The sequence below is a fragment of the Ectopseudomonas guguanensis genome, assembly GCF_900104265.1.
Lineage (GTDB): Bacteria > Pseudomonadota > Gammaproteobacteria > Pseudomonadales > Pseudomonadaceae > Aquipseudomonas > Aquipseudomonas guguanensis.
Window position 1 is genome coordinate 218528 of record NZ_FNJJ01000007.1, and the last position, 13210, is coordinate 231737.

At 62.9% G+C, this 13210-nt stretch carries 15 protein-coding genes; 12 read left to right on the top strand and 3 right to left on the bottom strand.

Features of this window, described 5'->3' with window-relative positions:
* Positions 1–128 precede the first annotated feature (128 nt).
* From eno to ispD, 3 genes are all read left to right on the top strand, one after another.
* Positions 129–1418 carry a phosphopyruvate hydratase gene (gene eno, locus BLS61_RS12385; RefSeq protein ID WP_003244233.1) on the top strand — a complete coding sequence of 430 codons (1290 nt, stop codon included), beginning with the start codon at positions 129–131 and terminating at the stop codon, positions 1416–1418.
* Positions 1419–1702: 284 nt separating this feature from the next.
* Positions 1703–1981 (top strand): septum formation initiator family protein, encoded by a 279-nt coding sequence (locus BLS61_RS12390; protein ID WP_003244235.1) that lies wholly within the window; start codon positions 1703–1705, stop codon positions 1979–1981.
* Positions 1978–2685: a 2-C-methyl-D-erythritol 4-phosphate cytidylyltransferase gene (ispD, locus tag BLS61_RS12395; RefSeq protein ID WP_090431246.1), complete on the top strand. Its 708-nt coding sequence runs from the start codon at positions 1978–1980 to the stop codon at positions 2683–2685. Before BLS61_RS12390 ends, ispD begins: the two co-directional genes overlap by 4 nt.
* Before the next feature lie 2 nt (positions 2686–2687).
* Here the strand turns inward: ispD and BLS61_RS12400 are convergent, their stop codons facing one another.
* Both BLS61_RS12400 and BLS61_RS12405 read right to left on the bottom strand, forming a co-directional pair.
* Positions 2688–3002 carry an HPF/RaiA family ribosome-associated protein gene (locus BLS61_RS12400; protein WP_090431247.1) on the bottom strand — a complete coding sequence of 105 codons (315 nt, stop codon included), beginning with the start codon at positions 3000–3002 and terminating at the stop codon, positions 2688–2690.
* Between the two features lie 88 nt (positions 3003–3090).
* The gene (locus BLS61_RS12405; RefSeq protein ID WP_090431249.1) at positions 3091–4005 is read right to left on the bottom strand and encodes a LysR substrate-binding domain-containing protein; all 915 of its coding nucleotides are present in this window, start codon (positions 4003–4005) and stop codon (positions 3091–3093) included.
* Between the two features lie 134 nt (positions 4006–4139).
* Between BLS61_RS12405 and BLS61_RS12410 the strand changes: the two genes are divergently transcribed.
* The 9 genes from BLS61_RS12410 to rpoS all read left to right on the top strand — a co-directional run bounded on the left by BLS61_RS12410 (position 4140) and on the right by rpoS (position 12324).
* Positions 4140–5252 carry an S-(hydroxymethyl)glutathione dehydrogenase/class III alcohol dehydrogenase gene (locus BLS61_RS12410; RefSeq protein WP_024308891.1) on the top strand — a complete coding sequence of 371 codons (1113 nt, stop codon included), beginning with the start codon at positions 4140–4142 and terminating at the stop codon, positions 5250–5252.
* Between the two features lie 112 nt (positions 5253–5364).
* The gene (gene fghA / locus BLS61_RS12415; RefSeq protein ID WP_090431252.1) at positions 5365–6207 is read left to right on the top strand and encodes an S-formylglutathione hydrolase; all 843 of its coding nucleotides are present in this window, start codon (positions 5365–5367) and stop codon (positions 6205–6207) included.
* Between the two features lie 174 nt (positions 6208–6381).
* Positions 6382–6855, top strand: coding sequence for a 2-C-methyl-D-erythritol 2,4-cyclodiphosphate synthase (gene ispF, locus BLS61_RS12420; RefSeq protein WP_090431254.1), 474 nt, complete (start codon positions 6382–6384; stop codon positions 6853–6855).
* On the top strand, positions 6852–7910 hold the full coding sequence (gene truD, locus BLS61_RS12425) for a tRNA pseudouridine(13) synthase TruD (protein ID WP_090431256.1): 1059 nt from the start codon (positions 6852–6854) through the stop codon (positions 7908–7910). Before ispF ends, truD begins: the two co-directional genes overlap by 4 nt.
* Positions 7898–8647 (top strand): 5'/3'-nucleotidase SurE, encoded by a 750-nt coding sequence (gene surE, locus BLS61_RS12430; protein ID WP_090431257.1) that lies wholly within the window; start codon positions 7898–7900, stop codon positions 8645–8647. Before truD ends, surE begins: the two co-directional genes overlap by 13 nt.
* Entirely contained in the window at positions 8647–9321 is a 675-nt protein-coding gene (locus BLS61_RS12435) for a protein-L-isoaspartate(D-aspartate) O-methyltransferase (RefSeq protein WP_090431259.1), read from the top strand. The genes surE and BLS61_RS12435 overlap by 1 nt, the downstream gene beginning before the upstream one ends.
* A gap of 25 nt (positions 9322–9346) precedes the next feature.
* A complete protein-coding gene (locus tag BLS61_RS12440; RefSeq protein ID WP_090431261.1) occupies positions 9347–10285 on the top strand; it encodes a polyprenyl-phosphate transporter in 939 nt (312 codons plus the stop codon).
* 48 nt (positions 10286–10333) lie between these two features.
* Complete coding sequence (locus BLS61_RS12445; protein WP_090431263.1) at positions 10334–11215, top strand: peptidoglycan DD-metalloendopeptidase family protein; 882 nt, start codon at positions 10334–10336, stop codon at positions 11213–11215.
* 101 nt (positions 11216–11316) lie between these two features.
* Positions 11317–12324: an RNA polymerase sigma factor RpoS gene (gene rpoS / locus BLS61_RS12450; RefSeq protein ID WP_090431265.1), complete on the top strand. Its 1008-nt coding sequence runs from the start codon at positions 11317–11319 to the stop codon at positions 12322–12324.
* 483 nt (positions 12325–12807) lie between these two features.
* Here the strand turns inward: rpoS and fdxA are convergent, their stop codons facing one another.
* Positions 12808–13131 (bottom strand): ferredoxin FdxA, encoded by a 324-nt coding sequence (gene fdxA / locus BLS61_RS12455; RefSeq protein WP_012019164.1) that lies wholly within the window; start codon positions 13129–13131, stop codon positions 12808–12810.
* Between the last annotated feature and the right edge of the window lie 79 nt (positions 13132–13210).

Sequence of the window (13210 nt, forward strand, 5' to 3'; positions counted from 1 at the left end):
AAACAGGCGAGGAAGCGGAGTTTACTGAAGTAAATGAGCATTCCGAGCCTGTTTTTAACGCAGCAAGCCCGACGCGCAGCAGACTTTTAGCCGGTTCTTAATCGTCAACCTTTGGAGCGTTAACAACAATGGCAAAGATCGTCGACATCAAGGGTCGTGAGGTTCTCGACTCCCGTGGCAACCCCACCGTGGAAGCCGATGTAATTCTGGAAGGTGGCATTGTCGGCAGCGCGTGCGCTCCGTCCGGCGCCTCCACCGGCTCGCGCGAGGCGCTGGAGCTGCGTGACGGCGACAAGAGCCGTTACCTGGGCAAGGGCGTGCTGAAAGCCGTCGCCAACATCAACGGCCCGATTCGCGACCTGCTGCTGGGCAAGGACGCGACCGATCAGCAGGCGCTGGACCGCGCGATGATCGAGCTCGATGGTACCGAGAACAAGGCCAAGCTGGGCGCCAACGCCATCCTCGCCGTGTCCCTGGCTGCCGCCAAGGCCGCTGCCCAGGCCAAGGGCGTGCCGCTGTACGCGCACATCGCCGATCTGAACGGCACCCCGGGCGTCTACTCCATGCCGGTGCCGATGATGAACATCATCAACGGCGGCGAGCATGCCGATAACAACGTCGACATCCAGGAATTCATGGTCCAGCCGGTCGGCGCCAAGAATTTCGCCGATGCCCTGCGCATGGGCGCCGAAATCTTCCATCACCTCAAAGCCGTACTGAAGGCCCGTGGCCTGAACACTGCCGTGGGTGACGAAGGCGGCTTCGCGCCGAACCTGGCCTCCAACGAAGACGCCCTGGCCGCCATCGCCGAGGCCGTGGCCAACGCCGGCTACAAGCTGGGTGACGATGTGACCCTGGCGCTGGACTGCGCTTCCAGCGAATTCTTCAAGGACGGCAAGTACGACCTGGAAGGCGAGGGCAAGGTATTCGACGCCGCCGGTTTCGCCGACTACCTGGCTGGCCTGACCCAGCGCTACCCGATCATCTCCATCGAAGACGGCATGGACGAGTCCGACTGGGCTGGCTGGAAAGTCCTGACCGACAAGATCGGCGCCAAGGTGCAGCTGGTTGGCGACGACCTGTTTGTAACGAATACCAAAATTCTCAAGCGCGGCATCGACGAGAAGATCGGCAACTCGATCCTGATCAAGTTCAATCAGATCGGCTCGCTGACCGAGACCCTGGAAGCCATCCAGATGGCCAAGGCCGCCGGCTTCACCGCGGTGATCTCGCATCGCAGCGGCGAAACCGAAGACAGCACCATCGCCGACCTGGCCGTGGGTACTGCCGCGGGTCAGATCAAGACCGGTTCGCTGTGCCGTTCCGACCGCGTTTCCAAGTACAACCAACTGCTGCGCATCGAAGAGCAGCTGGGCGGTAAGGCGCCATACAAGGGCCGTGCCGAGTTCCGCGGCTGATTACTGCGTGGTAGAAAAGGGCGACGCAAGTCGCCCTTTTTTGTGGTGGCTTAGCGCTGGTGCGGCATGTAGGAGCGGATTTATCCGCGAATTTTCGCGGCTGAAGCCGCTCCCACAAAGGCTGCGCGATTGCGAGCATGGCCTTTTTCGTGGACGCTTCGTCGATCCTTGGGAACCATTGCACGGATGCAGGTACCGAAACCCCATGTCACTCATCAGTCGGCTTCTTTTCAAGCATGAACGCAGCCCCTACCATGCCGATGACTCAATCTGCGAGCCGCTCCATGCGTAGTCCGTATTGGCTGTTCATCGTGCTGATCCTTTTGCTGGCCGGTCTGCAGTATCGACTGTGGATAGGCGATGGCAGCCTGGCTGCGGCCAGCCGTCTGCAGCAACAGATCGCCGAGCAGCAGGGCGAGAACGAGCGCCTGCTGGAGCGCAATCGCATCCTCGAGGCCGAGGTGATGGAACTCAAGCGCGGCATGGAAACCGTGGAAGAGCGGGCGCGTCATGAGCTGGGCATGCTCAAAGAGGGCGAAACCCTCTATCTGCTGACCGAATGAGCACGAAATTCTGGCTGGTGGTTCCGGCCGCCGGCGTCGGTGCGCGAATGGCCGCCGACCGGCCCAAGCAGTACCTGCAAGTCGCCGGGCGCTGCATTATCGAACACACCCTCGACTGTTTTCTCGATCATCCCGACCTGTTGGGCGCCGTGGTGTGCCTGGCTGTGGACGATCCTTACTGGCCGCAACTGGCCTTGGCCAGTGATCCGCGGGTGAGGCGCGCGCCAGGCGGGCGTGAGCGCGCCGACTCGGTGCTGGCGGGGCTCGATGCGTTGCAGGCTGCCGGCGCGGGTGAGCAAGACTGGGTGCTGGTGCACGATGCCGCGCGGCCGAATCTGGCGCGCGAAGATCTGCAGCGGTTGCTGGCCGTTCTGGCAGACGACCCGGTCGGCGGCCTGCTGGCGGTGCCGGTGCGCGACACCCTCAAGCGTGCCGGCGCGGATGGGCGGGTGGCGCAAACCGTCGATCGCAGCAAGATCTGGCAGGCCTATACACCGCAGATGTTTCGCCTTGCGGCGCTGAGCCAGGCGCTGCGCAGCGCGCTGGCGGCCGGCGTGCCAATCACCGACGAGGCCTCCGCGCTGGAGTGGTGCGGGCAATCATCGCGGCTAGTGGAGGGGCGGGCGGATAATCTCAAGATCACCCGCCCCGAGGACCTGGCCTGGTTACGCCAGGCCTGGATCGAGCGCGACCGGCAGCGCTGAAATCAGTTGGGACGCTGCTTTTCGATATTACGCTCCAGCACCGTGCCGAGCTTGTCGATGGCACCCTCCAGAGCCTGCTCCAACTGATCGGCGTTATGGCTGACCGAGACCGGGTCTCGACCCTTGAGGCGAGCCTCCAGTTGGCAGCGCTTGTCCTGGCCGCCGCTCTTGTGGCTGTTCTCATCGTTGAAATGCACTTCGATGCGGGTCAGGTGATCCTCGAAACGCTTGAGTTTGTCGGTTACGCGGCCGCGTACTCGGTCTTCCAGGGCGGCAGAACCGTGGATGTGGTTATCGCTGTTGACCATGACTTGCATGAGGCTTTCCTTCTGTTGCCAGGGTGGAAGCGGCGTCAGCCGCTGAAAGAGTCCTGCTTTCAGTATGGCCTCGCTGATACCCCGCGGTTCAACCGTTGGCTGTGACATTCTGTTGCGGGCGGTACTCGATGCGCTCGCTCAAGCCCGCCTTGAGGTGGTCGACCAGTTGACGCACTTTCGGCGAGAGATGCCGTTGCTGTGGGTAGAGTGCCCAGACCGCCGTATTCGGCGGACGGTGTTGTTGCAGCAGGGATACCAGCGCGCCGCTGGCCAGATGCTCCAGCACGTAGTAATCGGGTAGCTGGCATAGGCCGAAGCCACGCAATGCCGCATCCAGTACCGCCTGGCCACTGTTGCAGCGCCAGTTGCCCTGCACCCGCACCTGCGTCTCCCGGCCGTTATCGACGAAGCTCCAGTGATCGCTGCTGCCGATCAGGCAGTTGTGTCGGGCCAGCTCTGACAGCGAGTGTGGTCGGCCATAACGCTGCAGGTATTCGGGCGCGGCGCACAGGTACATTTCCCGAGGCGCCAGGCGTGCGGCCATCAGGCGCGAGTCCTGCAGGCGACCCAGGCGTATGGCCAGGTCCAGACCTTCGTGCAGCAGGTCGAGCTGGCGGTTGGACAGTTCGATCTCCACGCGCAGCTGCGGATGCCGCGCCATGAAGTCGTTGACCAGCGGCACGATGAAGCGCTCGCCATAGGCCACCGCGCAAGTCATGCGCAGCAGCCCCTTGGGCTCCGCCCCGAGGTCGCCGATCGCACGCAAGGCTTCCTCGCGGGCATCCTGCAGGCGCTGGCAGTGTTGCAGGAACAACTGGCCGGCCTCGGTCAGGGCTACGCGGCGCGTGCTGCGATAGAACAGGCGGCTTTGCAGGCGATCCTCCAGGCGCGCCACCTGGCGGCTGACCTGCGAGGTGGACAGCCCCAGGCGCTCGGCAGCGGCGCTGAACTGGCCGCATTCTGCGACGGCGACGAATTCGTCGAGTCCTTCCCAGCGACTCATGCTTGCTCCGGTGTCGTTGTACGGAAGGGCATATTATCCCTGTGTGGCAATAATGTTTTGATATCCGTTGAATTATCTCTGCCTTGTCTTGTTCTAGACTGCTCGGCACTTTCGCAACGCTCAGGAGAGCTTTCATGATCAAGTCCCGTGCTGCCGTCGCTTTCGCGCCCAACGAGCCGCTGAAGATCGTCGAGATCGATGTCGAGCCGCCGAAGGCCGGTGAGGTGCTGGTGCGCATCGTCGCCACCGGCGTCTGCCATACCGACGCCTACACCCTGTCCGGGCAGGACTCCGAAGGCGTATTCCCCTGCGTGCTGGGCCACGAGGGTGGTGGCATCGTCGAGGCGGTGGGCGAGGGCGTGACTTCGGTGAAGGTCGGCGACCACGTGATCCCGCTGTACACCGCCGAATGCGGCGAGTGCAAATTCTGCAAATCGCAGAAAACCAACCTGTGCAGCTCGGTGCGTGCCACCCAGGGCAAGGGTCTGATGCCGGACGGCACCACCCGTTTCAGCTACAACGGCGAGCCGATCTACCACTACATGGGCTGCTCGACCTTCTCCGAGTACACCGTACTGCCGGAAGTCTCGGTTGCGGTTATCCCCAAGGACGCTCCGCTGGACAAGGTGTGCCTGCTCGGTTGCGGCGTGACCACCGGTATCGGTGCCGTGCTCAACACCGCCAAGGTCACCGAGGGTTCCACCGTGGCCATCTTCGGCCTGGGTGGCATCGGCCTGGCGGCGATCATCGGCGCCAAGATGGCCAAGGCCTCGCGCATCATCGGTATCGACATCAACCCGGCCAAGGAGGCCGTGGCCCGCGAGCTGGGCATCACCGACTTCGTCAACCCGAAGGAGCACAGCAAGCCCATTCAGGAAGTCATCGTCGAGATGACCGACGGTGGCGTCGATTACAGCTTCGAGTGCATCGGCAACGTGCAACTGATGCGCGCTGCGCTGGAGTGCTGCCACAAGGGTTGGGGCGAGTCGACCATCATCGGCGTGGCGCCGGCCGGTGCCGAGATCAGCACCCGTCCGTTCCAGCTGGTTACCGGTCGCGTCTGGCGTGGCAGTGCCTTCGGCGGGGTCAAGGGCCGCAGCGAGCTGCCCAGCTATGTCGAGAAGTCGCAGAAGGGCGAGATCCCGCTGGACACCTTCATCACTCACAACATGGGGCTGGACGAGATCAACGAAGCCTTCGAGCTGATGCACGAGGGCAAGAGCATCCGTACCGTCATTCATTTCTGATGATGCGCCGCACGGCTGATGGTCGTGCGGATTCTTTCGTAGGGTGCGCGGGGCCGCCGAGGCTGTGCGCACCGCTAATCCTGGTGCGCACGGCGCACCCTACGGAGTGGTCATGACCCTCGAAATCGTTTCCAGCAACAAGAGCTTTGGCGGCTGGCACAAGCGCTATCGCCATCGCTCCAGCAGCCTCAACTGCGACATGGTGTTCGCCGTCTACCTGCCGCCGCAGGCCGAGCAGGGCGCCAAGCTGCCGGTGCTGTACTGGCTGAGCGGCCTGACCTGCACCGACGAGAACTTCATGCAGAAGGCCGGCGCCCAGCGCATGGCGGCCGAGCTGGGGCTGATCATCGTCGCGCCGGACACCAGCCCGCGCGGCGAGGGCGTGGCCGACGACGCCAATGGTGCCTATGACTTCGGTCTCGGCGCAGGTTTCTACGTCAATGCCACCCAGGAGCCCTTCGCGCGTCACTACCGCATGTACGACTACGTGGTGCAGGAACTGCCGGCATTGATCGAGGCCAATTTCCCGGTTTCGGACAAGCGTGGTATCGCTGGCCATTCCATGGGCGGCCACGGCGCATTGATCTGCGCGCTGAAGAACCCGGGGCGTTATCAGTCGGTATCGGCGTTCTCGCCGATCAGCAACCCGATGAACTGCCCCTGGGGCGAGAAGGCCTTTTCCCTGTACCTGGGCGAGGAGCGTTCGCGCTGGCGCGAGTGGGATGCCAGCGTGCTGATCGCCGAAGCCAGCGAGAAACTGCCGATCCTGGTCGATCAGGGTGATCGCGACGACTTCCTCGAAGGCCAGCTCAAGCCCCAGGCATTGCAGGCTGCCGCCAAGGCCGCCGGTCATCCGCTGACCCTGCGCATGCAGCCGGGCTATGACCACAGCTACTACTTCATCGCCAGTTTTATCGACGATCACCTGCGTCATCATGCCGGAGCGTTGGCGTAGGGTGCGCTGTGCGCACCGGGGGGAACTCCAGCGCTCGGTGCGCACGGCGCACCCCACAGCAACACCCGGTGTAGCGCGGATGAAATCCGGGGGTGCGAATTTCCCGGATTTCATCCGGGCTACGAGGCAATGCGGTTAGAATCACGCCCTGACTTTTTCAGGGCGTTGTTCTTTATGCGTATCGGTCATGGCTATGACGTACATCGTTTCGGCGAAGGCGATTTCATCACCCTCGGCGGCGTACGGATTCCCCATAAGTTCGGTCTTGTCGCTCACTCCGACGGTGACGTGCTGCTGCACGCGCTGAGCGATGCCCTGCTCGGTGCGGTGGCGCTGGGCGATATCGGCAAACATTTCCCCGATACCGATCCGACCTTCAAGGGCGCCGACAGCCGCGCACTGCTGCGCCATGTGATGAGCCTGGTGCAGGGCAAGGGCTACGCGGTGGGCAATGTCGACGCCACGATCATCGCCCAGGCGCCGAAGATGGCGCCGCATATCCAGAGCATGCGCGAGCGCATCGCGGAAGATCTTGGCATCGAGCTGGATCAGGTCAACGTCAAGGCTACGACCACCGAGAAGCTGGGCTTCACCGGGCGCGAGGAAGGTATCGCGGTGCACGCCGTGGCCTTGCTGGTCAAGGCATGAACGAGCTGCAGCTGCTGGGGCCGCGCGCCCATGGCGAGGCCTGCGGGCGCGCCGTGCTCAAGGCCACGGCCGAGGACTTTCAGGTCGACGAAGTACTGGACATCCCGCTCACGGGGCAGGGCGAGCACCTGTGGCTGTGGGTGGAAAAACGCGGTCTGAATACCGAGGAAGCGGCGCGGCGCATCGCCCGTGCTGCCGGCCTGCCGCTCAAGGCGGTCAGCTACGCCGGGCTCAAGGATCGTCAGGCGCTGACCCGCCAGTGGTTCAGCCTGCACCTGCCGGGCAAGGCCGATCCCGATCTTGCCGCCGCACAGGGCGACGACCTGGCCATCCTGTGCAGCCAGCGGCACAACCGCAAGCTGCAGCGTGGCGCCCATGCCGCCAACGGTTTCACCCTGCGCCTGACGGCCCTCGAAGCGGATCGTGAAGCGTTGGAGGCGCGTCTGCAGCGCATCGCCGAGCAGGGCGTGCCCAACTACTTCGGCCTGCAGCGCTTCGGTTTCGATGGCAGCAACGTCGTGCAGGCCCGTGACTTTGCCACGCGCCAGGAACTTCCGGTGCAGCGCAACCTGCGCTCGCGCCTGCTCTCGGCGGCGCGCAGTCACCTGTTCAACCAGGTACTGGCCAGGCGCGTGGCCGCCGGCACCTGGAACCAGGCACAGATCGGCGACCTGCTGGCCTTTACCGGCAGTCGCAGTTTCTTCATGGCGGGCGAGGCCGAATGCCATGACCCGCGCCTGGCCATTCTCGACCTGCATCCCACCGGGCCGCTGTGGGGCGACGGCGTGCTGCCGACCGACGGCGCTACCCGGCAGTTGGAGCAAACGGTGGCCGATGAGGCTGCGCAACTGGTGCAATGGCTGGCCAAGGCGGACATGGCGCACGAACGGCGAATTCTGCGCCTCCCCATCGGCGGCCTGTCATGGCATTATCCCGAGCCCGATATTCTGCAACTTGCATTCGTCCTGCCGGCCGGGTGTTTCGCCACCGTGGTGGTGCGCGAATTGCTCGATCTGGTGCCAGCAGGGCAGACGGATACTCCATGCGAATTCTGATTTCCAACGACGACGGGGTGAACGCGCCCGGTATCGCCGCGTTGCACCAGGCGCTGGCCGACTACGCCGAGTGCGTGGTGATCGCCCCTGCCGAAGACAGGAGCGGTGCCAGCAGTGCGCTGACCCTCGACCGTCCGCTGCATCCGATGGCCCTGACCAACGGTTACATCAGCCTCAACGGCACGCCCACCGATTGCGTGCACCTGGGGCTCAACGGCCTGCTCGAGCAGACGCCGGACATGGTCGTCTCCGGCATCAACCTGGGCGCCAATCTGGGCGATGACGTGCTCTATTCCGGTACCGTCGCTGCGGCGCTGGAAGGCCGCTTCCTGAGCAGGCCGGCGTTCGCCTTTTCGCTGCTCTCGCGTCTTCCCGACAATCTGCCGACCGCCGCCTATTTCGCCCGCAAGCTGGTCGAAGCGCACGAGCGCCTCGACTTGCCGCTGCGCACCGTGCTCAACGTCAACGTGCCGAACCTGCCGCTGGAGCATATCCGTGGCGTGCAGCTGACTCGTCTGGGCCACCGCGCGCGCGCAGCAGCGCCGGTCAAGGTGGTCAACCCGCGCGGCAAGGAAGGCTACTGGGTCGCCGCCGCCGGCGATGTCGAGGACGGCAGCCAGGGCACCGATTTCCATGCCGTGATGCAAGGCTATGTATCGATCACGCCGCTACGGCTCGATCGCACGTTCAATGAGGCTCTCGAAACTATGGATGGCTGGTTGGAGGGCATCTTCTGATGCGTGGCCAGGATGACATGCAGCGCCGCGGGATCGGCATGACCTCGCAGCGCACCCGTGAACGATTGATCCAGCGTCTCTACGAGGAAGGGCTGTCCAACGCGCGGGTGCTGGAAGTGATCCGCCGTACGCCGCGCCATCTGTTCGTCGACGAGGCACTGGCGCACCGCGCCTATGAAGATACCGCGCTGCCCATCGGCCATAACCAGACCATCTCCCAGCCCTACATGGTCGGGCGCATGACCGAGCTGTTGCTGGCCGCCGGCCCGCTGGACAAGGTGCTGGAGATCGGCACCGGCTCCGGCTACCAGACCGCCGTGCTGGCGCAGCTGGTGGAGCGGGTGTTCTCGGTCGAACGCATTCAGGTGCTGCAGGACCGCGCCAAGGAGCGCCTGGCCGAACTCAGCCTGCGCAACGTGGTCTTTCGCTGGGGAGATGGTTGGGAAGGCTGGAATGCGCTCGGCCCCTACAACGGCATCATCGTCACGGCTGCTGCCGCACAGGTGCCGCAGGCCCTGCTCGATCAACTCGCGCCCGGCGGGCGTCTGGTCATCCCGGTCGGCAGCGGCGATGTGCAGCAGTTGCTGCTGATCGTGCGTGAAGAGGATGGTTTCTCCCGTCATGTGCTCGACGCGGTGCGCTTCGTGCCGCTACTCAACGGGCCACTGGCCTGACCGCTGTATCGCTCTGGAAGGATCCATGAAGAAATATTTCCTGCTCTACGCCAAGGGCATGGCCATGGGCGCTGCCGATGTCGTGCCCGGTGTTTCCGGCGGCACCATCGCCTTCATCAGCGGCATCTATGACGAGCTGCTGCGCTCCATCGCCAGCATTCCCGAGGCGCTCATGCTGCTGTTGCACGGCCGCATCAAGGACGCCTGGCAGATGGCCAATGCGACCTTTCTGCTGGTGCTGTTCAGCGGCATAGTGACCAGCATCCTTACGCTCGCCCGCGTCATCACTTATCTGCTGCATCATCATCCGATTCCGGTTTGGTCGTTCTTCTTCGGCCTGATTCTGGTGTCCACCTATCTGGTAGGGCGCGAAATCGGGCGGTGGAACTGGAGCCGGGGGGTGAGCTTCGTGCTCGGTCTGGCCTTGGCCTACTGGATCACCGTCGCGGCACCCATGCAGTGGGGCAGCGACCTGCCGACCCTGTTCCTGGCTGGTGCCATCGCCATTTGCGCCATGATTCTGCCGGGTATCTCGGGCAGCTTCATCCTGCTGCTGCTCGGTCTGTACTCGGTGGTGCTGGGGGCGGTGAAGGACCTCAACCTGCTGGTTCTGGCTGTTTTCGCCAGCGGCTGCCTGGTCGGCCTGCTCAGCTTCGCGCGCCTGCTCAGCTGGCTGCTGTCGCGCTGGCGGGATCTCAGCCTGGCGTTTCTCTGCGGCCTGATGCTCGGCTCGCTGAACAAGGTCTGGCCCTGGAAGGAAACGCTGACCTGGCGTATCGACAGCAAGGGCGAGCAGGTGCCGCTGTTGCAGAACAACCTGCTGCCGGGGCAATTCGCCGATATCAGCGGCCAGGATCCACAACTGTTGTTTGCCGTGGTGCTGGCAATAGGCGGTATCGTTTTGGTGCTGGGCCTGGAGTGGCTGGCAGGTCGTCGGCCGGTCGATAATGGCCGAACGGAATAATTGCGCCACAATAGGCGCCGTACTCGGAATCGTTCAGGGAGCAGTTGGGTGAGTTGCACCGTCCTTCACGTGCTAGTGCGCGCAGTCGCCGTCTTTCGCCTGCCGCTCGCCATGCTTGCCGCTTCGGCGTTGGCCGGTTGCGCCAGTTCGCCGCCAGGTGGCGTGCAGGTGGTCGATCGCGGGCACAATCAGGGGCGTGCTCCGGTCGTGCAGCGTCAGCCCGTACGCGACGGTCACTATGTCGTGCAGCGCGGCGATACCCTCTATTCCATTGCCTTTCGTTTCGGCTGGGACTGGAAGGCCCTGGCTGCCCACAATGGCTTGCGCGACCCGTACATCATTCGCGTTGGCCAGACGATCCGTTTCGACAATCGCCCGATAGGCAGCAGCCAGCCGGCGGTGGCCTCTGCGCCGCCGGTGACCACTTCGCCCGTCGTTACCCAGCCGGCACAGAACCGCCCGCCAGTTGCCGTCACGGCCCCGCCTGCCACTCAGCCTGCGCGGCCACCCGTCGCCAACACGCCGGCGACCACGCCGGTGACCCCGGTAACCCGCTCTGCCACCGGTTGGTCCTGGCCCACTCAGGGCACGGTGATCAGCCGTTTTTCCTCAAACGGTAGTTTGAATAAAGGCATTGATATCGCCGGGGAATTAGGACAGCCTGTTTTAGCTGCGTCTGACGGATCAGTGGTATACGCCGGGAGTGGTTTGCGGGGCTACGGCGAGTTGATCATCATCAAACACAGCGACACCTACGTAAGTGCTTACGGTCATAACCGCAGGTTGTTGGTACGGGAGGGGCAGCAGGTCAAAGCCGGGCAAAGCATTGCCGAAATGGGTTCCACAGGGGCCGACCGGGTGAAGCTGCACTTCGAGATTCGCCGCCAAGGTAAACCTGTCGATCCGCTGCAATATCTGCCACGTCGTTGATCCGTCGCTGACCCGTTCCATCACGTAGGAGGGACGGGCTCAGGTGTGGCCAGGACGGTTCCGCCAGAGCCTGTTGTCGAACTCAGCTAAGGACAACAACAATGGCTCTCATCAAAAAAGAAGCGCCGGAGTTTGACGTCGACGATGAGCTGCTCCTGATGGAGCCTGGCATCGTTTTCGGCGAGGTTCAGGGCGATGACGTAGAGGCACCGGCCGTACGTACCAAGGCCAAGAGCGCCACACCCTCCAAGCAGCACAAATACATCGACTACACCCGGGCGCTCGACGCCACTCAGCTTTACCTCAACGAAATCGGTTTTTCCCCACTGCTGACTCCCGAAGAGGAGGTCCACTTCGCGCGCCTGGCGCAGAAGGGCGATCCTGCCGGGCGCAAGCGCATGATCGAGAGCAACCTGCGTCTGGTGGTGAAAATCGCCCGGCGTTACGTCAATCGTGGCCTTTCCCTGCTCGATCTGATCGAGGAGGGCAACCTGGGCCTGATTCGTGCCGTCGAGAAGTTCGATCCGGAGCGGGGGTTCCGTTTTTCGACTTATGCAACCTGGTGGATTCGCCAGACCATCGAACGCGCCATCATGAACCAGACGCGAACCATCCGTCTGCCGATTCATGTGGTCAAGGAACTCAACGTCTACCTGCGTGCGGCGCGTGAACTGACCCAGAAACTCGACCACGAGCCTTCCGCGGAAGAAATTGCCAACCTGCTGGAAAAACCGGTGGGTGAGGTCAAGCGCATGCTCGGCCTCAATGAACGGGTGTCCTCGGTAGACGTCTCGCTCGGCCCGGATTCGGACAAGACCCTGCTCGACACCCTGACCGACGACCGGCCGACCGATCCCTGTGAGCTGTTGCAGGACGATGACCTGTCACAGAGCATCGACCAGTGGCTGTCGGACCTGACCGATAAACAGCGCGAAGTCGTCGTGCGTCGCTTCGGCCTGCGCGGGCACGAGAGCTGTACCCTGGAGGAAGTGGGGCAGGAGATCGGCCTGACCCGCGAGCGCGTGCGGCAGATTCAGGTCGAGGCGCTCAAGCGCCTACGCGAGATCCTGGAAAAGAACGGCCTGTCCAGCGATGCCTTGTTCCAGTAGTTCGATTTCCTGATCAGCAACCCGGCTTCGGCCGGGTTTTTTATGCGCGGTCATGTAAGTCATTGCTTACAGATGCTGTCAGTGTTCGTGCTGGATGCTTGGGGGATATCCTGCTTTCTTATCCGCTTAATCTATTAAGTTTCTGTTTTTCAATGACTTTTAAAAAGTGGCAGATTGAGTGTGAACCCTTTTCGGGCAATTCACTCGGGTTGTATTGGATGCTGCAGCGGCTAATATCGATTCCGTGCTCAGGGACAAGCACAGGTCATCAGGATGATGATCAGGACTATCGCAAGACGCGATCCATCAGGACGATGAGTTGGGAAACAAAGGGATTAGGGAATAAAAGCGGGCGGCGCAAGCCGCCCCTTTTTTTGTCTGCGATTTCCGAAGGCGAGTCTTCGCGCTCGCGCAAGCGCTGAAAGATCCCCGTGCAGAAACGAAAAGACCCGCGCTTGGCGGGTCTTCGTGTTTCTGGCGAGCCTAGCGCTCCAGATACTGCAGCTTGTCCTTCACGCCGTCCCATTCTTCGGCGTCCGGCAGTGCTTCCTTCTTCTCGGTGATGTTCGGCCAGACTTCCGCCAGGTCGGCGTTGAGCTCAATGTATTCCTGCATGTCCTCCGGTACTTCATCCTCGGAGAAGATCGCCTGAGCCGGGCACTCGGGTTCGCACAGGGCGCAATCGATGCACTCGTCCGGGTGGATCACCAGGAAATTCGGGCCTTCATAGAAGCAGTCAACCGGGCAGACTTCCACGCAGTCGGTGTATTTGCATTTGACGCAGTTGTCGGTAACGACGAAGGTCATGTCTGATTCTCTCCTCGGGCGGCGGCCTGGACCCTTTCTGCGAAGGGCTGCCAGGCGCTCGGTCTATGGCCGCGGCTCA